This window comes from Moraxella sp. CTOTU47915, assembly GCF_031986685.1.
In the GTDB taxonomy this organism is placed as follows: Bacteria; Pseudomonadota; Gammaproteobacteria; order Pseudomonadales; family Moraxellaceae; genus Faucicola; species Faucicola tetraodonis.
In genome coordinates, this window is sequence record NZ_DAMAAE010000001.1 from 1 (window position 1) to 22,799 (window position 22,799).

Here is a 22,799-nt window from a genome sequence, read left to right on the forward strand (position 1 = left end):
TTATCAAAATTTCCTCATTATGTCCTTTTGTATATTAAATGTTCAACACAACCTATCCAATTCCTGCTAAAACTGAACTTTTTCACTCGCAAGGTACGGCTAAATTCACCCCTTATCAACAAATCAACAGCAAACTTATCTATTTGCCAAATATGGCGGTGGTATCAGAAAATACTTTACGATTTTATCAATGTCCATTCACACCTTATATTCAAGATTGTTTGCATAACTATTTACCTTTAGAAAATCAAACAGTTAGCCTTGATTGGGCATCATTACAAAAAACATCGCAAGTCGATGCCACACGTCTTTTATACGAACTTTCAATCGATGGCAAAGTAATTTATGATTATGCCGATGCAGTCAAGCATATTGAACACAGAAAAAAGCAATCGCTTTGGGTGGTGATTATTTATGCGGTTAGCACGTTTTGTGTTTTGTCTTACCTGTTATTTTTTATTACTATTGATATTAAAAAAACTAAAAATTAATAGCATTTTCAGCCACGTAAGTTAATGGTATAATACCGCCTTTTAGCAAAACTTACTAAAGCAAAATATGCAATTCACCTTACATAAAAACGCTACAGGCGAGAGCCGTGCTCGCCGTGGTACGGTTCATCTCGCTCATGGCGATGTGCAAACCCCTGCCTTTATGCCTGTCGGCACGTATGGCACCGTCAAAGGCATGCTGCCGCGCGATATCCACGAAATCGGCGCCGAAATCATCTTGGGCAATACCTTTCATTTGTGGCTGCGCCCAACGACCGATGTCATTGACAAATTTGGCGGGTTACATGACTTTATCGGTTGGAACAAGCCGATTTTAACCGATTCGGGTGGTTTTCAAGTTTTTAGTCTGGGCGCAATGCGTAAAATCAAAGAGGAAGGTGTGCATTTTCGCTCGCCGATTGATGGCGCAAAAGTATTTTTATCCCCCGAAATATCAATGCAAATTCAATACTCACTGAACTCAGACATCGTCATGCAGTTTGATGAATGCACGCCCTATCCTGCAACGCCTAGCGAAGCGGATACATCGCTTGAATTATCGCTGCGTTGGGGCGAGCGCTGTAAAAATGAGCATGAAAAACTGGGTAATAAGAATGCTTTGTTTGGTATCATCCAAGGCAGTATGTATCGCAACCTTCGTGAAAAATCCTTAGAAGGTCTATTAAATATTGGGTTTGATGGCTATGCCATTGGCGGGCTGTCAGTCGGTGAGCCAAAAGAAGAAATGATGGCGGTGCTTGATTACTTACCCGATGATATGCCAGCCGACAAGCCCAGATACTTGATGGGTGTGGGTAAACCTGAAGATATCGTGGAAGCGGTACGCCGCGGTGTTGATATGTTTGATTGCGTGATGCCAACACGTAATGCACGAAATGGTCATTATTTCACCACTTTTGGCGCGGTTAAAATTAAAAATGCGGTGCACCGTTTTGATCAAAGTCCGCTTGATAGCGAATGTGATTGTTATACTTGTCAGAATTTTAGCCGCGCCTATTTGCATCATTTGTTCAAGTGCAATGAAATGCTATCGGCACAGTTGGGCACCATACACAATTTGCGTTACTATCAGCGCTTGATGGCAGATATCCGTCAGTCCATTGAAGATGATAAGTTTGATGCGTTTGTCGATACTTTTTATCAGCAGCAAAACTTACCAAAACCTGATTTGCATTTGACCTAAAAAGACCTAAAAAAAAGAGCCGATTTGGCTCTTTTTTACTTTTTATAAGCTGCTGTGGATACGCTAAATAGCAACGCTATCTTTCCTTACTACCTTATCTTACCACGTTATCTGACTAAGCCACGTTCGCTATGAATCAGGGAATCCAATAGCAATTGTACCAAAGGTTCTTGGGGTAATAGCTGCTCGGTCACTGCTACAATGGCTTCTTCTTTGGTCAGTCCTGAACGGAAAATCACCCGATAAGCTTGTCGCAGATAATCAATAGTCTGCTTTGACCAACCTTTACGGCGCATGCCTTCGATATTAAGACCATGGCTTTTGGCAGGGTTACCCGATACCATGTTAAAAGCCGCAACATCTTTTAAAATCAAGCTTGCACCACCAATCAAACTATAATCATCAATGCTACAAAATTGGTGAATACCTGAATTACCACCAACAATCACATGGTTACCAATGCGGACATGCCCTGCAATCCCCACATTATTAGCCACAATGTTGTCGCTCCCAATCACGCAATCGTGCGCAATATGGGTATTGACCATAAACAGATTACGGCTACCAACGCGTGTGATGCCTTTATCTTGTACCGTGCCGCGATGAATGCTACAGGCTTCGCGAATGCGATTGTCATCGCCGATTTCTAGCCACGTCTCCTCACCTTGGTATTTGAGATCTTGGCAGTCTTCGCCGATGCTAGCGAATTGAAAAATCTGGTTACGCTCACCGATACGGGTAAACTTGCTAATGACGACATGGGGGTGAAGCACAGTCTGTGCGCCAATTGTGACATGTTCACCAATAATGCAATACGGCCCTATCTTGACCGACGGGTGTATCGTTGCAGTGGCATCAATAATCGCCGTTGGGTGAATCGTCATGAAAAATCCTTATACCAGCCTACTATTCAAGAAGAACTAAATACATCAAAAATAACTAAATATATAGATTTAGCTGAAACCATAGGCAAAGCTAACTATAAACAGTAGGTTAAAATAAAAACGACATTATAGCATTTTTACTAAAGTATGCCATTTTTATCAAGGATTTTGCTTAACTTAAACAGATTTTATCGTTATAGCTTACTCAAACGCGCCTTATTCAAGCCATGTAAAAATGACGTTAAAGTCATGACTGGTGATATTGGGTACGCTGCTCTGCAATGGTGATTTCTGCACTGGCTGCCAACTCATCACCCACGCACGCTGTGCAACTAAATTTATAGATACTGTGACGCTCCATGGTTTTTTCGGCACGTAAAATGAGCTGATCACCGGGGATGACTTGACGTTTAAAACGCACTTTATCGACCCCAGCGAACAGATAAATATAACCATCTCTTGGTTTAACATTTTTGCTGATAAAACCTAGTACACCCGCTACCTGCGCCATGGCTTCAATCATTAACACGCCTGGCATGATAGGCTCTTCAGGAAAGTGACCATTAAAGAAAGGCTCGTTAATGGTGATGTTTTTAAGACCGGTAATCCATTCATTGGGTTTTACCGCAGTGACTCTGTCTAATAGCATAAAAGGATAACGGTGAGGGAGATAATCACGTAACACAACGGCATTGATAGGTAACGTCACCCCAAGCTGTGCAAGGTCAGCGATGTCTTCATCAAGCAACTTATCAAAATCCATGGATATATCCTTTATACTTTTAAATCATCTTTATCAAAAAAATAGATTTGTGAAAAACAACCATTGTAACGGTTTTAAGATTGAGTTTACAGTTGTTTTCTCAAATTATTTGATGGATAAAGGTAACGATTAACTTTTTGGTTTGCCAAGTTGCTTAAAATTAATATAGGCTCTTTTCCATAAGCTATTGGGCATCACTGGCATGCCTGAAGAATATACCCCCGGTTGGTGAATCGATTTGGTTACCATCGTCATGCCAGTAATCGTGACATCATCACAAATTTTGATATGACCTGCAAAACCTGATGCCCCGCCAATCATGCAGCGTTTACCAATTTCTGTACTGCCAGCAATCCCCACGCATGCTGCAATCACCGTGCCAGCACCAATTTTCACATTGTGGGCAATTTGCACCAAATTATCGATAATGACATGATTACCGATAACCGTATCATTCAGCGCACCACGATCGATACAGGTGTGGCTGCCTACGCTGACATGATCGCCCAGTATCACTCGTCCTAATTGGTGAATTTTTTGCCAACCTGCTTCATCTGTACTGCCTCTAGGGGCAAAGCCAAACCCGTCATTGCCAATGCTGGCATGACTATGCAAGCTGACATGTTTACCCAATACACAATCATGACCGATGTACACGTGCGGCGCGATTAAGCTACCTTCGCCAATCACGACATTGGGCTGAATATTGACTTGGGCATCAATCTTGACGCCATCACCAATGACGCAGTTATCACCAATTTGGCTATACGCCCCAATACGCACATTGTCGCCCAACTGCAGATTGTTACCCAAAATGGCCGTCGGGTGAATCAAACTGTCCGATAAATTAGGGTTGACTGTCTGATGATACGCTTGCGTCGGTTCAAACAATGCGGTCAGTTTGGCATACGCGGCATAAGGTGATTTGACCACGATGGCGACGCTATGGCTTGGGCATTTTTCCTGCAAGGATGCAGGGACTAGCACGGCGCCCGCGCCCGTGGTTTGCAATTTTGATTCAAATAGAGGATTGGCAATAAAAGTGATATCGCTGTCGGTGGCATCCTCAAGGGCAGCGATTTTAGAAATTTGTTTCTGCAAATTTTGGTCGGTTTGTACATCCCCTTGGTCAATGACGTCACTACCTAAAAAATCCAAAATTTGTGCGATGGTGAACGCCATTTGATTACTCCAATCGTTTGCTTAAAATTTGCCTTAATTTTACACACAAAATAAAAAACGCAATAGTCGAATATTGCGTTTTTGCTAAAACCTCTGAGCTTAAAAAATATTATTTTACTTGATCGTTAATCGCTTTGGTAAAATCTGCCGTTACATCCCATTCAGGTTTGACATAACTAACGGTTCTATCACGATTATCAATGAGCACATCAATATTTTTTTGACGCACAATATTTTCTTTAATGGCTTGGATTTTGGGGGCAATTCGCTGCATCACTTCTGCCTCATTGGTATCAATGATGGACTGGATTTGACTGGCAACCTGTTCATAGTTTTGTAGGTTGGTTTGAATTTGCTTACGCAAATCATCCTTTTGTGCTTGGGTCATCTGAGCATTTTGCGTGGCGTATTGTTTTTGCAAACGCTCAATGGTGGCTTTGTAGCTATCAAGCTGCTGCTGCTTTGGTTTGACCGCCGCTTGCACCACGCCAATTTTGGTTTTGGCGATGTTAGTATTGTTAATGGCAACTTGGGAATTCCAAACCGCAACGGTATTGGCAAACACTGGCATTGCCAATACACTTAAAATACTTGCTGTGGCTAACTGAGTGATTATTTTCATATACATAGACCTTTTAGAATGTACGTCCAATTTCGAACTGTACATTGTCGACTTTATCTTTATCTTTATCATTGAGCGGAACGGCATAGCTTAATGAGATTGGACCAATTGGGGTAATCCAAGTGAAGCCTGCACCCGCGCTAAAACGCATGTTATTGTCTTTTTCATTTAATAGCGATACGGTATTGCCACCCACTGTGATTTTTTGGTCATATTTATTGGTGGTGTCAAACACTTGTGCCCCTTCAACAAATAACACGGGACGGATTTGGTCTGCCCAATCGCCTTTAAACGGCATCGGCAAGATTAATTCAGTACCCACTTGCGCGAGTGCATTACCGCCAATCTCTTCTGGGTAATTATCGACCCCATTATAATTCTTCACTGGGTAATAACGATTACTGGTAGGACCTAAAGTGGCATTCTCATAACCACGCACTGAGCCATAACCCCCTGCAAAGAAGTTTTTCCAGAAAGGTAAATCGTTACCATATCCTAACTTGGTATAACCGCGTAGTACGGTATTTTTTAGGAATGGGCGATAGTAGTTTCCTTGATAGACCAGTTTTTGGTAAGTGGCATCGCCAAAGGCCAGTTCTAAATTGACGTTATGGGACATACCGTTGGTTGGAAAACGCCCACGGTCAAGCGTGTTCATATTCCAGCCTAAATTTAGGCTCGCGGTATTAAATGGGTCTGATTCGAATGATTCATTGCCATCGGAGTCTGAACCTATTTCAAGATTGCCCTCGTCTTTTAAGTATTGATAGTTTGATACCGCTAACAAAGCGCCTGCTTTGATTTTGGTACTATCAAGTGTGAGACCAGCACTTAAACTCTTATTTTCATCAATCGGGTAGCTAAAACCTAAGGTGCCACCATACGAGTCTGTTACATAGTTTGAAATGTTTTTTCTGTCATATTTGGTTTTGCGTGTATAGATACTGGCACTTTGCGATATCCCATCTGGCGTAAAGTACGGGTTGGTATAGCCCAAATTATAACTATCTAACGTCTGAGAACGCGATAACGAAATATTGACCTGATTACCTGTACCCAAAAAGTTAGATTGACTTAAACCTGCTTGGAAGGTGATACCACCACTTTGTGAATAACCAGCCGCAATGGTACTGGTACCTGATGGCTGCTCCTCTACTGCGACATTGATATCTACCTGATCGGGGGTGTTGGGGACAGGTTTGACATCCATGTTGACAGTTTTGAAGAAGCCTGTACGCATCAAACGCGTGCGCGACAAATCGATTTTTTCATTGGCGGCCAATGCGCCTTCCATTTGGCGCATTTCTCGGCGCAATACTTCATCTGCGGTTTTATTATTGCCGGTAAAATTGATACGGCGCACATACACAGGACGCACAGGATCAATAAAGAAATCGACATCTACCGTGCGAGTGTCCTCATTGATACGGGGCACTGGGCGGATTTGGGCAAAATAGTAGCCATCGTTACCATACAGTGTGCCAAGATTTTGTAAAGTTGTCGTCATTTGACGTTGTGAATAACGCTCACCTGGCTTAAATGCTACTTGCTTACGAAGCTTGTCGGTATCGTAGTTGGGCGTACCCATAAAGTTGACATTACCAAATTTATATTGCTCACCTTCAGTAAGATTGAGCTCAATAAACACTTTGTCTTTTTCTGGACTTAAATTAATAGTGGCATCATTGATGGTGAATTTGACGAAGCCCGCGTTTTGGTACATGGCGGTGACATTTTCTAAACTTGCCGCAAGCTTTTCTTTGGCATAGCGGTCAGATTTGCTAATCACATTGATCCATGAGCTTTCTTTGATGCTCATCGCCTGTCTGATTTCTTTGTCGCTAAAATGTTTGTTACCAATTACCTTGATATCGACAACACGCGCCGCTTTACCTTCAACAAAATTAAATTTAAGCGCAACGCGGTTATTGTCTAAGGGCGTTTGGGTCACTTTAACTTCGCTATTATAATAACCTTGCTGATTATATTGCTGTTTTAGCTCATTTTGCACTTGCTCAACTGTCGCCTGTTTTAGCACATTGCCTTCTACGATGCCAATACGTTTTAGGCCTTCGGTCAATGCTTCTTTTGGAATCAGTTTATTACCGTCATAAGTGACATTTGCGATAATTGGGCGCTCTACCACGTCAAATACCAATTTATTGCCTGATTGGGATGCTTTAACGTCTGAGAAATTGCCAGTTTCATAGAGGGCTTTGATACTAGCTGCGATATTGGTATCGTTTGCTACTTCACCGGTATTGACAGCAAGCACGGGATAGAGGTTATCAGCGGATACCCGTGTCAATCCATTAAATTGAATATCGCTCACGGTAAAATTTGCCGCTTGTGCATACGAGGTAACGAGTGCTAACGGTGCAACCAAAAATAACGCTGAATTTCGCATATAACTTGTTTCCGAATTGACGACTGCCCAAAGATAATGCATGAAACCTGTCACTTTTAGGTATCCAAAATTAGTTATCCAAAAATCATTATCTAGATTTGATAATCTAAATTTGGTAATCTAAGTTTAGTTTGCTAAAAATGACAAATGCTATCAAAAAGGGTGACTTGATTAAACTTCTAGTAATAGTTTGTCTTTGATGTGTAGCTTGTATTATCAAAGCACAAGAGATCCGTAAATAAATTTTACTGGCATAAGGTAAGCTAAATTTTGCGTAAAGTCTAGCGAAAAAACAAAACTATAAATCAATATTTTAGCCAAATTTGGGTCGATTAAAACAAGCGTGAGATATCGTTACCAATCGCCAACAGCATGAAACCTGCAAGCAAAACTAAACCAATATTCATTCCCATCATTTGTACTTTCTCAGGCATGGGTTTACCAAAAATAGCCTCATAGGCATACATGACAATATGACCGCCATCAAGTACAGGCACGGGTAATAAATTGAGCACAGCAAGGCTTAGACTGATAATCGCCATAAACGACAATACCGCTTCCCAACCGATGCTAAAGCTTTGATTGGCAACTTTGGCAATGGTAATGGGACCTGATAGGTTTTCAACCCCAATGGTGCCCGTCAACATTTTACCCATTGATTTGAGGGTCATGGCACTTAAATCGACCGTTTGATGCACGGATTTTTCCACTGCTTGGATGGGGGTATATTGAATGGTTTTTATATACTCAGGTGGCGGCGTAATCTTAGATGTGGCTGCCGCTGCGCCAATTTGTCCAAATCGATTGCCCATGGTATCTTTTTTTGCTTGTGGCATGATTTGTAAGGTGATGATTTTGCCTTGGCGCTGCACTTCAAGGGTTAATAACTGCTCGGGGCTTGATTTGACAACCTGTGAAAACGCCAGCCAATCGCTCACCGGTTGACCGTTGACACGGGTGATGGTATCACCGACTTGCAGACCTTGACGGGCAGCAGCGCTATTTGGGACAATTTCACCGACCACCGCAGGAATTTTTGGTTGCCACGGAATCGCACCTAGACTATCAATCGGATTGGTTGCTTTACCCGCTTCTGCTTTCATAAAGCGCTGTATCGGCACGGCGACATTGGTTTGACCTTGCGCGCCATTCACCGTTAAATTAACTTGCCCCGACTCGCCCATACGATCGGCTAACGCATAGTTAATATCCTGCCAACTTTGGATGGGTTTATTATCAACCGCAACAATTTCGTCACCAACTGTGAGACTGGTTTGACTGACGGGTGAATTGGGCAAAATACTGCCGACTTTGGTCGCCAATACTTGGGTTGGGGTGATAAATAACAGCCAATACAAAAAAATCGCAATCAGTAAGTTCATCACCGGACCTGCTGCGACGATGGCGATTTTTTTCCAAGGTTGTTGGGTATTAAAGGCTAAATGACGTTCGGCCGGGTTAACTTTGCCTTCTCGCTCATCGAGCATTTTGACATAGCCGCCAAGCGGAATCGCAGAGACAGCGTAATTAATCCCCGTTTTTTTACTGGTCCAGCTTAGCAGCTTTGGACCAAACCCAATTGAATAGGTCAATACCTTGACACCGCATAGCCGAGCAACAATGTAATGCCCCCACTCATGTAGCGCAACCAAAGGTCCTAGTACCACAATCGCAGCTAAAACGGTCAAGATGAAATTCATGGGTATCCTTTTGACAAAATCACAGGCTAAAAATAATTTAACTATCGGTATATTAATAAGTTATGTAGTCATTTTTAACGATTATCAACCAGTGTTGCCAACTATTTTTAAGCTTTTTTTAAGCATTATTTAAGCGTTTAAATCGGCAATACATTGGTGTGCTTGTTCGCGGCTTAGTTTATCGACCGCCAAAATCGCTTGCAATGACCCAATCGGCTGTTTTTCAGCTTGCAATAGCACTTTTTCATTGATATCGGCAATATCGGTTAAACAGATGTCACCATTTAAAAACGCTTGAACGGCTATCTCATTACTGGCATTTAATGCGATACACGCATAGCTTCCTTGTTGCATGGCTTGATAAGCCAACCCAAGGCATTTAAACTTTTCTAAATCAGGTCGGACAAAATTTAAATTACTTAACTTAAAAATGTCTAATCGTTCCACCCCACTGCTGATACGATTGGGGTATGCCATAGCATGGGCAATGGGGGTACGCATATCAGGACTGCCTAGCTGCGCTAAAAAACTACCATCGTTGTATTCAACCATAGAGTGCACGATACTTTGCGGATGAATGACCACTTCAATCTCAGAGACGGGCATATCAAATAAAAAACTCGCTTCAATCAGCTCCAAGCCTTTATTCATCATGGTGGCACTATCTACTGATATTTTTTGCCCCATGGACCAGTTCGGGTGCTTGACAGCTTCCGCCACGCTGGCGCCTTTCATATCGTCAAGTGTTTTGTGTAAAAATGGCCCACCTGAGGCGGTTAACCAAAGCTTTTTAATACCATGGTTATCATCATGAATGGCATTGCGTTGTTGTTGTACTGCAGTAGGCAAACATTGAAAAATGGCATTGTGCTCACTATCAATTGGGAGCAATTTGGCATTTGACTGCTTGACGGCTTTAATCATCAGCTCACCTGCCATGACTAACGCTTCTTTATTGGCAAGCAAAATCGTTTTGCCCGCGTTAGCCGCTGCCAGTGTTGACGGCAAGCCTGCAGCGCCGACGATGGCCGCAACCACCATGTCCACTTCTGCTAACGTGGCAAGCTCAACCAGACCTTGCTCACCAATCAAAATCTTGCAGCTTAGATGAGCCTCGCTGAGCATCTGCGCAAATGCTGTTTCCTTTTCTTTGGCAACACAAACATAGCTTGGCTTAAATTGCTGGCAAATGCTCAACAGTTTATCCAGCCGTGAAAACCCTGTCACCCCGACCACGTTATACAAATCAGGATGCTGACTGACGACCGATAGCGTACTATCGCCGATAGAGCCAGTTGCGCCCATAATAGCAATGTTTTTTTGCGGTATAGTGTGAGTTGAAGATAGCATTACAATGACCTAGTAAGTTGGGGCAGACGGCGGTTAAACCTAACATTTTACGTTTACAGCGGCAAATTACCACTGTTATAAGCATATTAACACGCGAGAAGATTTTTAAGCATCAATCGACAAGCAGTTGCGCAAAAAAGATTGGATGAAACACAAGCTTGCATTGATTAGTGAATTAAACAAATTGATATTGGCTAGATTGGAATTGAACAAATTAATATTAAGCAGATGTGAAAATTTTTGAAAAATAAACGCAATGTAGCATTAAATTAAGCCGTAAAATTTCATCGCCCAAAACCCCAACGCAAAAATTGGCACGGCTGAAAGCTGCGAGTCAATGCGATCAAGAATACCCCCATGCCCTGGCAACAATGCCCCGGCATCTTTGACGCCTGCATGGCGCTTTAGCATACTTTCAAATAAATCACCGAACACGGACATGATGATAGTGAGCAACGATAAGAGCAAAAACAACCCAATAGCCAGCATAGACCAATCGTTTAACAAGCCAAAAGAGACGCCAATCACCACAAGCGTGCCCGTGGCAAGTCCACCTAATAAGCCTTCCACACTTTTATTGGGTGAGACGTGCGGGGACATCTTGCGTCTACCAAGTTTTCGTCCGACAAAGTAAGCACCGCTATCCGCGCACCACACCAATACAAACACATATAGCAGCCACCAAGCTGAAAGTGACCACAGATAATACATCGCAGTAATGGCGGATGACAGTATAATCATACCGATGACGTATAACTGCTTACCATACCAAGCTTGCGTATTGTTGGGATAACGACGAATCCAGCCAATCGCTACCAACCAAATCAGCGCCGCAACCATCCAAAAAAATACCCAAGAGGCTATACTACCAGTTAGCTTTGCCATTACCAATAACACACTGACAATCCCTAGCATCACAAGGGTATACATATAATCAATTGGTTTGGCAGGTTTGGTGGGAATTTGGGTGGTAGGCGGTACATAACTGTCGGGATTTTGTTCAAGTGACGGCATGAGCTTTGACCACTCAAAAGCCCCAAAGCCTGCACCGACTAACAATAGCGGCAACATCAAAATAGGCTCGCGGGTGGCAAACATTGCAACGCCAACAATCACTAACAAAATAATGGCGGTTCTAATGCGTTCCCACATGACAATTCCTATTGATTAATTAAAAGCCCAAACCTAATACTTGCTCGCTGGTCTTACCAAATCGACGCTCACGACCCATGAAAATATCAATCATTTGGTCTAATTCAGCCGCCTTGAAATCTGGCCAAAGCGTTTCGGTAAAAAATAACTCAGCATACGCACATTGCCAAAGTAAAAAATTAGAAATGCGGTAATCACCCCCTGTACGGATTAACATATCAACGGCTGGTAAATCCGATAGTGACAGGTGGCGTGCAAAATCGTCTTGGGTAATGGCATCGGCAGTAAGCGCGCCTTGTTCCACTTGCTTGGCAACTTGGCGGCAGGCATTGACGATGTCCCATTGACCGCCGTAGCTGATAGCAATCACCAAACTCATTTTAGTAAAATGGGCAGTTTGCTCTTCTGCATCTTGCATAATCGCGCGTAAATGCGGCGTCAAGGCATCCCTATCGCCGATAAAGCGCAAAGAAATTTGGTGACGCAGCATTCGCGGTAATTGGTCATGGACGGTTTGCTCAAGCAGCTTCATCAATAGCGCCACTTCACTGGCTGGGCGCTGCCAATTTTCGCTAGAAAAAGCAAACACCGTCAACGCACGTATACCAATATCCATACAATGCTCAACCAAAGGGTCTAAATTATCTTTGCCGGCAATATGCCCGCCACCGGTTGGTAGCCCATGTGCTTTGGCATAGCGGTTATTGCCATCCATAATGATGGCAATATGTTGTGGCATTGCTGCCTTTGACTCAACCATGACCTACTTCTTATTAATTGGTTCTTTTATTGGATAAACAACGATTAAACGGCCATTAACTCTGCTTCTTTGCTAGAGAGCATTTTATCAATGCTATCAATGTATTTATCGGTCATTTTTTGGATGTCGTCATTGGCGCGGCGTTCATCGTCTTCTGAGATTTGCTTGTCTTTTACCAAGGCTTTTAAGGCATTGTTGGCATCACGGCGGGCATTACGCACGGAAACACGGCGCTCTTCGGCTTCATGACGTGCCAATTTTTGCATATCTTTACGGGTTTCTTCTGTCAATGCGGGTAGTGGTACCCGAATCACTTCTGCGCTCATTGGGTTGAGACCCAAATCTGATTCACGAATTGCTTTGTCCACTGCCTGCACCATGCTACGGTCAAAAGGCTGCACTAACAGGGTACGCGAGTCTTCAACGTTGATGCTCGCCACTTGATTAAGTGGCATCTCAGAGCCATAGTAAGACACCATCACACCCTGTAAAATACCAGGATGGGCGCGCCCTGTACGTAATTTACTAAAGGCATTTTCCAAGGCTTCAATCGCCTTTTTCATTTTGTCTTCACCTTGTTTTTTAATATCGTTAATCATGTTGCATCCTTTTAAAACTCTGTATGTCAAATTTAGAAATTAGTAATTGATAACTTTGGTGCCTTCTGCCTCGCCCATCACCACATGAAGCAGCGCGTTGGGTTTTGCCATATCAAATACTTGCAGCGGTACGTTATGCTCACGCAGCAACGCAATCGCAGTCAAATCCATCACCCCCAATTTTTGATCTAGCACTTGGTCAAAGGTGAGTTCGTCGTATTTGACGGCATCGTCATGGTTATTTGGATCTTTGTTATACACGCCATCGACTTTGGTGGCTTTTAGGATTAAATTGGCTTCAATCTCGATGCCACGTAAACATGCTGCGGTATCCGTGGTAAAAAACGGATTGCCGGTACCTGCGACAAACACACACACTTCATTGTTTTTTAAATAGCGAATGGCATTGCGGCTGCTGTAGTTTTCAGTCACTTCACCAATTGGCAAGGCTGACATCAAACGGCATTTGATATTACGGCGCTCTAGGGCGTCACGCATCGCCAAGCCATTCATCACGGTCGCAAGCATACCCATTTGGTCGCCTGTGACACGGCCCACCAAGCCTTGTTTTTGTAGCGCAGCGCCACGATACAAATTGCCACCACCGACCACGATACCCACTTGCACACCCAATCCTACCAAGTGCGCAATCGCAAGACTCATGTTGTCTAATACGCCTGAATCAATCCCCATATCATTTTTGCCTGCCAGGGCCTCGCCAGAGAGTTTGAGCAAAATACGTTGGTAACGGGGAGCTTTATCAGACATGGTTGACCTCTTGTTGGCTGTTGGATAACAAATAATGCAAATGGCGAAATTTTAACAAAATTAACGGTTTTTAGATAGTGTAAAGATAATTTCAACAGTCATTTTAATTTTTACCCTGCTCTAACTTCGAGAATTCAATCGGCTTTAGCCATCAAACTATCAAGTCGCTATATTCAAGGTACTATATTAAAGCGTGATTAATGCGTGGCTGAATGAGAAAACAGATTAATCACAATCACACCCAATACAATTAGGCTCATACCCGCGATGGCGGGTAAATCCAGTTTATTACCCAAAATAAAGTACCCAATGATAGCGGTTAACACAATACCCACCCCTGACCAAATGGCATAAGCAATCCCCAGTGGTATGATTTTGATAACTTGTGAAAGAAGATAAAAAGCAATGCCAAAACAAATCATGGTGATAATAGTGGGCAAGGGTTTGCTAAACCCCTCTGATTTTGCCAAAAAAGTTGAACCAGTCACTTCACTAATAATCGCAATCGCTAAGAGACTATACGCTATCATTGATTGAGACATGACAATCCTTATCCTTATAACAGTTCACCTGTAAAACTGGCAAAAAGGTCATACTCATTGGCTTCATCAATGGTGACGGTTAAAAATTCACCGACTTTAACCGATGCATCAATATTATCTACATACACGTGACCGTCAATTTCTGGCGCATCGGCATAGCTACGGCAAATGGCGATATTTTCTTCTTCATCAATCTCATCCACCAGCACTTTTAAGGTTTTACCGACTTTCTCAGCCAGTTTTTCGGCACTGATTTGTTGCTGTAGCGCCATCAGTCGTTCATAACGTTGTTGTTTGATAGCTTCTGGCACAGGGTTCGGCAAGTCGTTTGCCGCCGCGCCTTCTATTTCTGAATAGGTAAACGCCCCTACTCTGTCTAATCGCGCCTCTTTGAGCCAGTCGAGCAAATATTCAAAATCTTCTTCTGTCTCGCCAGGGAAACCCACCACAAAGGTAGAGCGAATGACAATATCGGGGCAAATCGAGCGCCAAGTTTTGATGCGCTCCAATACGTTTTCGCTATGCGCGGGGCGCTTCATGGCTTTGAGCACATTGGGGCTGGCATGTTGGAACGGGATATCAAGATATGGCAGTAGCTTGTCTTCACTCATCAGTTTGACCACAGCATCAACATGTGGGTAAGGATAGATATAATGCAAACGCACCCAAATGCCCAGTCGATTGAGTGCCTCGCACATATCGTAAAATTTGGATTTGATGGGCATACCATTCCAAAAACTGGTTTTGTATTTAAGATCTACGCCATAGGCTGAGGTATCTTGCGAGATGATTAATAGCTCTTTGACGCCTGCGTTTTTGAGCGCAGCCGCTTCAGTCATGATACTGTCAATCGGGCGACTAACGAGGTCGCCACGAAAGCTTGGGATGATACAGAAAGTGCAACGGTGGTTACAGCCTTCGGATATTTTGACATAAGCATAATGTTTTGGCGTAAGCTTAATGCCCGCATCATTGATTAGGTCGATTTTTGGGTCGTACGTTTTTGATGGTGCAGGTTTGGGCACATAATGCGACACGGCATTGACGACTTCTTCATAGGCATGTGCGCCAGTCACCGCAAGCACGGCTGGGTGCATGGTTTTGATTTTTTCGGCATCTTTGCCAAGGCAACCGGTGACAATCACCTTGCCGTTTTTGGTAATCGCCTCACCAATGGCGTCAAGCGATTCTTGCACCGCAGATTCGATAAAGCCACAAGTATTGACCACCACCAAATCTGCGCCATCATAGTCACTGGCGACTTGGTAGCCATCACGGCTAAGCTCGGTGATAATGCGCTCGCTATCCACCAAGGCTTTGGGGCAGCCAAGCGATACAAAACCAATCTTAGGCGCTTTTGTCGTTACTATATCTTGAGCAAGTTGGTGCGCCGTTTGGCTGGCGCTTTGACCTACAGTACGGTTTTCGTTATGATTGGCTTGATGGTGGGTGGCAGGTTTATTGGTAGACTGGGGATTAAAAACTTGCGGTTGGCTTGGCATAGACGTCACTTTGAAAATAATTTAATCTTACTATTTTACTAGGTTTAGCATAAATTACCAAATTTTATCACGATTGTTTCGTTCAACCATCACTTCCATTTTTAGCATTATCAATTAAAAAATCATGTTCAAGAATTTTTCAATTTGTAGAAACGTATTTTATCTTTAAACTAAAATCCCTTTTAGTGTTAACCAACTCATAAATCCTATCTGCAATTTTGTGACTTACTATTCTTGATTGTGAAAAATCTTTGATTGGTATTTGCTGGATACCGTATAAAGATGTTTGGGTTACTGTATCAACCATATCAAACTTTATAACAGAGATATTGCCTTGCTGAATCAATTGATTTTCAACAATATAGCGAATATTTTTAGTACCCACATTTTGTTCTACTGCATCGAATCCACCTAATGAGTTTAAATCATTGATAATAATTTTTCTCATTTTTGGGTCAAAAAACGGTTTAATACCAATGGTAATCTTTTCACTTGGTTTATCATTTAAGTGTGATAAACCGTGATTTTTAGTGATAGTTTTTGGTTCAATCGCTAAAACATTTAAACTGATGAATGGGAGTAAAATAGTTACAAATACTGTTTTAATGTTTAACATTCAACTCATCCCACAATTTTTCTAGGCGTTTATCTGAGACTGGCACACGGGTTTTCATCGGCTGGGCAAACAGCTGAATCCGAAACTCCTCAACCAACCAACGATACGGCATAAGTTTCTCATCATTACCCTTAACAGACAGCCTCTCCATATGTTTATCAAGCTGATACACGGCATCAAGATCGGCATCCAAATTGTGCTCAAGCCTATCAAGACGCACCAACAACGCCTGCAAATAACGCGGATATTGCTGCCAATCTTGATAACTCATGCGATAAACAAAGTCCGACAAACTCAAATCATCAAGCTGGTCTTCGATATCTTCGATACTTTCTTCAAAAATATCACGGTCAAGTAACAGCAGTTTTTGGCGAACCTGCTGCCACTGCTCATACACCAATTTTAGCTGGGCTAGTACACTTTGCCCAACGCTTAAGAAATTGGCAAGCACCACGGCTTTGGCTTGGTTAAATTCATCCAACGTCAAAGGCAACTGATTGATGGCTATCACCAACTCTTTATCATGAATCCCTGCCGTGAATTTTTCATGGTCAAACGCTGCAACAAATTTTTCAAAAGTGGCATCAAGCGTGGCATGAATCAGCAAATCTTTGAGTCTATCAAGCTCACCGAGTGGGGCAAAGGCAAGTTTAAAGTTTTTATCAATTTGGCTGGTAAGCTGTCTGGCTTTTGCGCCAAGTTCATTGCCGATTAAAGCAAGCAAGCCTTGACGGTGTTTGTTGAGTGCCACACTGACATCGGTAAACTGCTGAATAGACACGGCCTTTTTATCGCTATAGCTTGGCTGCCCATCAGCAACCAGCGCCGAAAACTGCTTGATCATCACGCCTGCACTGTGGCGGTTTTGCATAAAGTTAAAATGCTCGGGAAACTCGCTATGTACGCCTTTACCACTGGCGACAGCTTGACTTGTGGTGACTTGATGACGCAGTTTTAATGCGTCAATATCTCGCCCTTTTTCAATCAGGCGGTTTTTGTCATCGACCAACGCAATTTGTGGCTGCAAATAGGTTTCAACCTCGCTTGGGTTAAAGTCTTTTGGCTCTACAAGTTGGTTGTTTGCCCCACGCACGCCGCGCTGGTTTAAGGCTTGGCACAGTTGCCTTAGCAGTCCGCCATGGTGGTTTTTTTCAAGCGTGTCAAAAATTTGTTTGGCGGTATCGGGCACAGGCACGATTTGCCGGCGAATATCTTTTGGCAACGTCTTTAATAGCTGCAAAACCAGCTGATAGCGCCACCCTGCAATACCCCATAATAATTCAACCGCATCAACCTGTGGTAAGGCAACGAGCGGGACTTTAATGGTCACGCCATCATCGTCGCTAGTCGGGTCAAAAATATACGACAGGGGTAGTTTCAGATTACCCAGTTGCCACGTTTCTGGGAAAGCTTGGGTAGCGGGTGCTTGTTCATTGAGCACATCTTTATCACTAAAAAATAAAAACTGTGGCTCCGTTTTTTCTACTTCTTTTCGCCAATCTTCAAATACTTTGCGACTGGCGATATGCTCAGGCACTCGCTTGGCATAAAAGTCGTATAATTGCTCTTCATCAACCAGCAAGTCTCGACGTCGCAGCTTATCTTCAATCAAAGAGACATCAGCGACTTTATCTATATTATGCTGCAAAAATGGCGGCAATTTGCCCTTTTTACCATCCCCTGTGGACGGGGCATTTAAATTGCCCAACACCAAGGCATCTCGCAAAAAGATTTCTCGAGACTCGGTAAGATTAACCCGCTCATAATTCATCAGTTGTTTGTGTACCACAATCAGACCAAACAAGCTGATTTGGGCGTATGCCTTGACATGCCCCGTTTTGGCTGACCAATGCGGCTCAAAATAATGGTATTTGAGCAAATCCCCTGCCATCGCCAATATCCACTCTGGCTCGATTTTGGCAGCGGTGCGCATAAACACCTGCGAGGTCTCAACCACCTCAAACGCCATCACCCATAGCGGATTTTGTTTGAACAAGGTACTGGCAGGAAAAATCTTGGCTTTGTGCTGACGCGCGGTGACATACTCGCCGCGTTTGGCTTTGATTAGCTTGCCGCTTTTGTCGACGTCATTGACTTTTTGGGCAATAAACGACAGCAGACCCGTGAGCAATGCGCGGTGAATAGGCACATAACTGGCTGGCTCTTGGTTGATGGTTAATTTTAACCCATCCACCATTTGCAACAACTGGCTATGGGTTTGTTGCCATTCACGTAAACGCGGCGAGCTTAAAAAATGTTTTTTGGCAAAACTTTTACGTTGGCTGTTGGTTAGTTTGTCGTTTTCATACGGGCTTTGCGCGATTGGCGCGGCTTCATCGTCTAGCGTTGCATTTTTTTGACGGTCAATACCACCGCTTTTAAATCCACTGCTTTGAAATAAGGCCCCATGAATTGCCTGCCAAAGACTAAGATAAAATAAAAAATCGCTGTCGGCTTGGCGAAATAATGCGTGTTTTTGGTCGGCTTGGGTTTGCTTATCGCTCGGGCGTTCTCGAGGGTCTTGCACTGACAAGCCCGATACAATTACCAATAGCTCTTTGAGACAACCGTATTGCTCACCTGCAATCAGCATACGTGCCAAACGAGGGTCAATAGGCATTTTTGCCATCATTTGACCGACTTTGGTAAGTTGATTGGGATGGCGTTTGGATTGACCTTTGCTATTGTTATTAGCTATGCTTAGGCTATTTTCAGTTTTTTTAGTGGCAATCGCACCCAATTCTTCTAATAGTTTACGCCCATCATTAACCAGTCGATTGTCGGGTGGCTGGATAAAGTCAAAGTTTTCTACCTCACCCAGACTCAAGTTTGCCATTTGCAAAATCACCGACGCCAAATTGGTACGCAGAATTTCAGGCTCGGTGAATTCGGGGCGGCTGGTAAAGTCTTCCTCTGAATATAAACGGATACAAACGCCTGCCGCGATACGACCACAGCGACCTTTGCGTTGATTGGCGGCAGCTTGGCTAATCGCTTCAATCGGCAGTCTTTGTACCCGCGAGCGATAGTCATAGCGTGACATCCGAGCAAATCCCAAATCAATGACGTAGCGGATATTGGGTACAGTCAAAGCGGTTTCGGCAACGTTAGTGGCGATGATAATGCGACGTCCGCCTGTCGGGTGAAAAATCTGCTGCTGCTCGGCAAAACTTTGACGGGCGAATAACGGCAAAATCTGGGTATGACGGGGGGCATATTGATTTAAAATATCTGCCAAATCATGAATTTGCGCTTCTGTTGCCGCAAAAATCAAAATATCTGCTTGGTCAGCATGCCCTTTACTGGCAGCGTCTTGGTAGCACTCTTCCACCGCTGCGGTAATCGCTCGCGGCAAGTTATCTTCGACATCATCAAAGCTGTCATCATCCGAACCTGTGACAATCTCCTCCGTCAACGGACGGTAGCGCACTTCCACGGGATAACTGCGACCTTCAACCACAAATACAGGCGCGGGCGTCGCTTGTTTGGTTTTACTATCAACGCTAGAAAAATATTGGCTAAACCTTGCTGTGTCGAGGGTTGCCGATGTGATAATCACCTTTAAATCGGGGCGTTTTGGCAATAAACGCTTGAGATAACCCATGATAAAGTCAATGTTAAGACTGCGCTCGTGGGCTTCATCAATGATAATGGTATCATAGCGGCTCAAAAACTTGTCATGCGCCATTTCGGCAAGCAAAATACCGTCGGTCATCAGTTTGACAATGGAATCGGATGAGCCTTGCTCAGTAAAACGCACTTTAAAGCTGAGTGTCTGTCCGAGCGTTTCCCCTAATTCTTCAGCAATGCGATTTGCCACACTACGCGCCGCTAATCGTCTTGGCTGTGTGTGTCCAATTTGCCCTGTTACCCCTCGCCCTGCGAGCATGGCAATCTTAGGTAATTGGGTAGTTTTGCCTGAGCCTGTCTCCCCTGCCACGATGATGACTTGGTGGTCTTGGATGGCTTTGATGAGTCTATCGGCTTGTTGGCTGACGGGCAAGTCTTCGTTTAGATGTATCGTTGGCAGACTGGCAATACGGCTTTGCACCCTGTCTTGCGAGTGTTTGAGTTGTTTTTGATAGCGGTCAAATCTTGACGTATAGTCTTCACTTTCTTTGTCTTTGATTTGTTTTAACTGTTGGGCAAGGCGTGACAGATAATAGCTGTCTTTTGCCATGACAGGTAATTTCACATTTTGAGGCTTGTCTGGTTGATAATCATTTAATGGTACAGCAGTCGATATAAGTTCTTTCATTCACTTAGGCTATTCTTATGGTAAACATTGCCTAGATAATGTGGTATGAATAAGCTAAAATCAAGCGTTATCCCTATTTTTAAGCTATCGGCTAATTATTTTTATGACATTTGATAGTTTCACATGAAAGGAGAATTTATGAGTTTATTAAAAACCGTTGAAGTCATTCACAACCCTAATAAATTGCCGATTGATAGAGCGGTGATTTGGCTACATGGACTGGGCGCAAATGGTCATGACTTTGAGCCAGTCGTCCCTGACTTGGGACTCGATGGTAACCATGGCGTGCGGTTTGTGTTTCCTCACGCCCCCGCCATTCCTGTAACCATCAACCAAGGCTATGTGATGCCAGCTTGGTATGATATTTTGGAAATGTCGCTTGAGCGCAAAATCGACACCGCACAGATTGAACAATCCGCCCGCGCGATTGGAGAATTAATCGCGCGTGAAGCCGAGCGCGGTGTATCGCCTGAGCATATCGTGATTGCAGGATTTTCACAAGGTGGTGCGGTCGCCTATCAAACCGCGTTAACCTATGACAAACCATTAGCCGGACTGTTAACCCTGTCGACTTATTTAGCGACCAAAGACAGCCTAACTTTAAGTGATGCCAATAAAAATCTAAACATCGCTATTCATCATGGCACACAAGACCCTGTCGTCCCAGTACAGCTTGGGCAAGAAGCCAAAGCATGGCTTGAGTCAAAAGGTTATCAGCCGCAGTTTTACAGCTATCCGATGGCGCACCAAGTGTGTATGCCCCAACTCAAAATTATCGGTAAATGGCTAAATGATGTGTTGGCCTAACGGTGTTTTAGCATAATTTTTAGCATAAAAAGAGCGTACGTGACTTGGTGACTTGGGTACGCTCTTTTGGCAATTAGCCATTCATTTTTGGCAGTCGTTTTAACAAAATAAATAGCCAGTAGTTGACCCATCCTAGCAATACAAAATCCACCAACCAGACAGCCATCAACCCCCAATGCGTTTGATAGCCGTATTTTAGTGCAACCATACCACTGCCCCCCAAATATACAAAAGTAAGCATACTTAGCAGCAGTAGCGCGTATGGGCTTTTGCCTTTCACGATATAAGGCGTTGATAAGAGCGCAGGTATCAACCATAAAGCTTGCCAAGCAATCCCGCCGACCATAGCAGGCTTTGCACTTGCCAACCAATGCGTCAATAGCGGTACTGCCAGCAATCGAAACCCCAGCCAAACCCACCATACTATGGTTAAGCGGCGGTGGATGGGATAAATGGGTTTGGGGGCAGATAGTGAGTGCGAGTCTTTTTCTCTCATAATGCTTGTTTTCTCATAACGCTTGTAATGCCTTGGCAATTTTGGCTAGACGCTTACCTTGGGCGATGGCTAATGTTTTTTCGTCTGCGCTCATGATGTGATCATGCTTTGCGCCACTGACATGGCTTGCACCATACGGGCTTCCACCTTGGCTCGTGGTATTGAGCGCAGGCTCACTGTACGAAATTCCCACAATTACCATGCCATGATGCAGTAGCGGCGTCATCATACTAGTCAAAGTCGTCTCCTGCCCGCCGTGCATGGTACCCGTACTGGTAAATACAGATGCCGGTTTGTTTTGCAAATCCCCCGCGAGCCAAATTGTGACGCTATTATCCCAAAAATACTTCATCGATGCTGCCATATTGCCAAAATGGGTGGGGCTGCCGAGTGCCAGTCCTACACAGTTTTTTAAGTCATCCATGGTGGCGTACAGGTCACCCTCATCAGGAATACTTGGCGCAACTTTTTCAGTCTCGCTACTGACCTTGGGTACCGTGCGAATCCGAGCGGCTATGCCTGTGCCACTATCTTCAATACCTTGTGCGACCAGATACGCCAAATCTTTGGTAGAGCCATTTTGGCTGTAATACAAGACTAAAATATAAGGTTGACTCATGGTTTTTTCTCACATCAATTTTGATAATTGTTACGTCAAGCTAGTTTGGGTGAATAAATTTTGATGAATGAATTTTG

Annotated in this window: 20 protein-coding genes; 3 read left to right on the top strand and 17 right to left on the bottom strand. The window is 43.6% G+C overall.

Annotated elements, in window-relative coordinates; genetic code table 11:
• Positions 1 to 38: 38 nt before the first annotated feature.
• Together RTL34_RS00005 and tgt are read left to right on the top strand one after the other, a co-directional pair.
• On the top strand, positions 39 to 491 hold the full coding sequence (locus RTL34_RS00005; RefSeq protein WP_312113585.1) for a hypothetical protein: 453 nt from the start codon (positions 39 to 41) through the stop codon (positions 489 to 491).
• Positions 492 to 558: 67 nt separating this feature from the next.
• Positions 559 to 1,695, top strand: coding sequence for a tRNA guanosine(34) transglycosylase Tgt (tgt, locus tag RTL34_RS00010; protein ID WP_076776002.1), 1,137 nt, complete (start codon positions 559 to 561; stop codon positions 1,693 to 1,695).
• A gap of 107 nt (positions 1,696 to 1,802) precedes the next feature.
• On the opposite strand, the gene lpxA is transcribed toward tgt, so the two are convergent.
• From lpxA to hrpA, 15 genes are all read right to left on the bottom strand, one after another.
• Positions 1,803 to 2,579, bottom strand: coding sequence for an acyl-ACP--UDP-N-acetylglucosamine O-acyltransferase (gene lpxA / locus RTL34_RS00015; RefSeq protein ID WP_065252572.1), 777 nt, complete (start codon positions 2,577 to 2,579; stop codon positions 1,803 to 1,805).
• Positions 2,580 to 2,826: 247 nt separating this feature from the next.
• Positions 2,827 to 3,342 (bottom strand): 3-hydroxyacyl-ACP dehydratase FabZ, encoded by a 516-nt coding sequence (gene fabZ / locus RTL34_RS00020; protein WP_312113591.1) that lies wholly within the window; start codon positions 3,340 to 3,342, stop codon positions 2,827 to 2,829.
• Positions 3,343 to 3,471: 129 nt separating this feature from the next.
• Positions 3,472 to 4,524, bottom strand: coding sequence for a UDP-3-O-(3-hydroxymyristoyl)glucosamine N-acyltransferase (lpxD, locus tag RTL34_RS00025; protein ID WP_312113593.1), 1,053 nt, complete (start codon positions 4,522 to 4,524; stop codon positions 3,472 to 3,474).
• A gap of 109 nt (positions 4,525 to 4,633) precedes the next feature.
• Positions 4,634 to 5,146: an OmpH/Skp family outer membrane protein gene (locus tag RTL34_RS00030; RefSeq protein ID WP_282840980.1), complete on the bottom strand. Its 513-nt coding sequence runs from the start codon at positions 5,144 to 5,146 to the stop codon at positions 4,634 to 4,636.
• Between the two features lie 13 nt (positions 5,147 to 5,159).
• Positions 5,160 to 7,553 carry an outer membrane protein assembly factor BamA gene (bamA, locus tag RTL34_RS00035; RefSeq protein WP_312113597.1) on the bottom strand — a complete coding sequence of 798 codons (2,394 nt, stop codon included), beginning with the start codon at positions 7,551 to 7,553 and terminating at the stop codon, positions 5,160 to 5,162.
• 332 nt (positions 7,554 to 7,885) lie between these two features.
• Positions 7,886 to 9,253 (bottom strand): RIP metalloprotease RseP, encoded by a 1,368-nt coding sequence (rseP, locus tag RTL34_RS00040; RefSeq protein ID WP_312113599.1) that lies wholly within the window; start codon positions 9,251 to 9,253, stop codon positions 7,886 to 7,888.
• Positions 9,254 to 9,382: 129 nt separating this feature from the next.
• Positions 9,383 to 10,603: a 1-deoxy-D-xylulose-5-phosphate reductoisomerase gene (ispC, locus tag RTL34_RS00045; protein ID WP_312113601.1), complete on the bottom strand. Its 1,221-nt coding sequence runs from the start codon at positions 10,601 to 10,603 to the stop codon at positions 9,383 to 9,385.
• 264 nt (positions 10,604 to 10,867) lie between these two features.
• Positions 10,868 to 11,755, bottom strand: a complete 888-nt coding sequence (locus RTL34_RS00050) for a phosphatidate cytidylyltransferase (RefSeq protein WP_312113603.1) — start codon at positions 11,753 to 11,755, stop codon at positions 10,868 to 10,870.
• A gap of 19 nt (positions 11,756 to 11,774) precedes the next feature.
• The gene (gene uppS, locus RTL34_RS00055) at positions 11,775 to 12,515 is read right to left on the bottom strand and encodes a polyprenyl diphosphate synthase (protein WP_312113605.1); all 741 of its coding nucleotides are present in this window, start codon (positions 12,513 to 12,515) and stop codon (positions 11,775 to 11,777) included.
• Between the two features lie 44 nt (positions 12,516 to 12,559).
• Positions 12,560 to 13,114 (bottom strand): ribosome recycling factor, encoded by a 555-nt coding sequence (gene frr / locus RTL34_RS00060; RefSeq protein ID WP_007116803.1) that lies wholly within the window; start codon positions 13,112 to 13,114, stop codon positions 12,560 to 12,562.
• 39 nt (positions 13,115 to 13,153) lie between these two features.
• Entirely contained in the window at positions 13,154 to 13,882 is a 729-nt protein-coding gene (gene pyrH / locus RTL34_RS00065; RefSeq protein ID WP_095355537.1) for a UMP kinase, read from the bottom strand.
• A gap of 197 nt (positions 13,883 to 14,079) precedes the next feature.
• On the bottom strand, positions 14,080 to 14,424 hold the full coding sequence (locus tag RTL34_RS00070) for a DMT family transporter (RefSeq protein WP_312113617.1): 345 nt from the start codon (positions 14,422 to 14,424) through the stop codon (positions 14,080 to 14,082).
• A 14-nt stretch (positions 14,425 to 14,438) separates the two neighbouring features.
• Entirely contained in the window at positions 14,439 to 15,926 is a 1,488-nt protein-coding gene (gene rimO, locus RTL34_RS00075; protein ID WP_198510998.1) for a 30S ribosomal protein S12 methylthiotransferase RimO, read from the bottom strand.
• A 139-nt stretch (positions 15,927 to 16,065) separates the two neighbouring features.
• A complete protein-coding gene (locus RTL34_RS00080; protein ID WP_312113620.1) occupies positions 16,066 to 16,542 on the bottom strand; it encodes a hypothetical protein in 477 nt (158 codons plus the stop codon).
• Positions 16,529 to 20,722, bottom strand: a complete 4,194-nt coding sequence (gene hrpA, locus RTL34_RS00085; RefSeq protein WP_312114218.1) for an ATP-dependent RNA helicase HrpA — start codon at positions 20,720 to 20,722, stop codon at positions 16,529 to 16,531. Before hrpA ends, RTL34_RS00080 begins: the two co-directional genes overlap by 14 nt.
• Positions 20,723 to 20,938: 216 nt before the next feature.
• On the opposite strand from hrpA, the gene RTL34_RS00090 reads away from it, so the two are divergent.
• Entirely contained in the window at positions 20,939 to 21,607 is a 669-nt protein-coding gene (locus tag RTL34_RS00090) for an alpha/beta hydrolase (RefSeq protein ID WP_076775981.1), read from the top strand.
• Between the two features lie 73 nt (positions 21,608 to 21,680).
• Here the strand turns inward: RTL34_RS00090 and RTL34_RS00095 are convergent, their stop codons facing one another.
• Together RTL34_RS00095 and wrbA are read right to left on the bottom strand one after the other, a co-directional pair.
• A complete protein-coding gene (locus RTL34_RS00095; RefSeq protein WP_007116810.1) occupies positions 21,681 to 22,103 on the bottom strand; it encodes a hypothetical protein in 423 nt (140 codons plus the stop codon).
• A gap of 13 nt (positions 22,104 to 22,116) precedes the next feature.
• A complete protein-coding gene (gene wrbA / locus RTL34_RS00100) occupies positions 22,117 to 22,722 on the bottom strand; it encodes an NAD(P)H:quinone oxidoreductase (RefSeq protein WP_096488807.1) in 606 nt (201 codons plus the stop codon).
• Positions 22,723 to 22,799: the final 77 nt, after the last annotated feature.

Excerpts from the sequence above, each read along its gene's own strand:
- RTL34_RS00005 (WP_312113585.1), top strand. The coding sequence starts at position 39 with ATGTTCAACACAACCTATCCAATTCCTGCTAAAACTGAACTTTTTCAC.
- tgt (WP_076776002.1), top strand. The coding sequence starts at position 559 with ATGCAATTCACCTTACATAAAAACGCTACAGGCGAGAGCCGTGCTCGC.
- lpxA (WP_065252572.1), bottom strand. The coding sequence starts at position 2,579 with ATGACGATTCACCCAACGGCGATTATTGATGCCACTGCAACGATACAC.
- fabZ (WP_312113591.1), bottom strand. The coding sequence starts at position 3,342 with ATGGATTTTGATAAGTTGCTTGATGAAGACATCGCTGACCTTGCACAG.
- lpxD (WP_312113593.1), bottom strand. The coding sequence starts at position 4,524 with ATGGCGTTCACCATCGCACAAATTTTGGATTTTTTAGGTAGTGACGTC.
- RTL34_RS00030 (WP_282840980.1), bottom strand. The coding sequence starts at position 5,146 with ATGAAAATAATCACTCAGTTAGCCACAGCAAGTATTTTAAGTGTATTG.
- bamA (WP_312113597.1), bottom strand. The coding sequence starts at position 7,553 with ATGCGAAATTCAGCGTTATTTTTGGTTGCACCGTTAGCACTCGTTACC.
- rseP (WP_312113599.1), bottom strand. The coding sequence starts at position 9,253 with ATGAATTTCATCTTGACCGTTTTAGCTGCGATTGTGGTACTAGGACCT.
- ispC (WP_312113601.1), bottom strand. The coding sequence starts at position 10,603 with ATGCTATCTTCAACTCACACTATACCGCAAAAAAACATTGCTATTATG.
- RTL34_RS00050 (WP_312113603.1), bottom strand. The coding sequence starts at position 11,755 with ATGTGGGAACGCATTAGAACCGCCATTATTTTGTTAGTGATTGTTGGC.
- uppS (WP_312113605.1), bottom strand. The coding sequence starts at position 12,515 with ATGGTTGAGTCAAAGGCAGCAATGCCACAACATATTGCCATCATTATG.
- frr (WP_007116803.1), bottom strand. The coding sequence starts at position 13,114 with ATGATTAACGATATTAAAAAACAAGGTGAAGACAAAATGAAAAAGGCG.
- pyrH (WP_095355537.1), bottom strand. The coding sequence starts at position 13,882 with ATGTCTGATAAAGCTCCCCGTTACCAACGTATTTTGCTCAAACTCTCT.
- RTL34_RS00070 (WP_312113617.1), bottom strand. The coding sequence starts at position 14,424 with ATGTCTCAATCAATGATAGCGTATAGTCTCTTAGCGATTGCGATTATT.
- rimO (WP_198510998.1), bottom strand. The coding sequence starts at position 15,926 with ATGCCAAGCCAACCGCAAGTTTTTAATCCCCAGTCTACCAATAAACCT.
- RTL34_RS00080 (WP_312113620.1), bottom strand. The coding sequence starts at position 16,542 with ATGTTAAACATTAAAACAGTATTTGTAACTATTTTACTCCCATTCATC.
- hrpA (WP_312114218.1), bottom strand. The coding sequence starts at position 20,722 with ATGGCAAAAGACAGCTATTATCTGTCACGCCTTGCCCAACAGTTAAAA.
- RTL34_RS00090 (WP_076775981.1), top strand. The coding sequence starts at position 20,939 with ATGAGTTTATTAAAAACCGTTGAAGTCATTCACAACCCTAATAAATTG.
- RTL34_RS00095 (WP_007116810.1), bottom strand. The coding sequence starts at position 22,103 with ATGAGAGAAAAAGACTCGCACTCACTATCTGCCCCCAAACCCATTTAT.
- wrbA (WP_096488807.1), bottom strand. The coding sequence starts at position 22,722 with ATGAGTCAACCTTATATTTTAGTCTTGTATTACAGCCAAAATGGCTCT.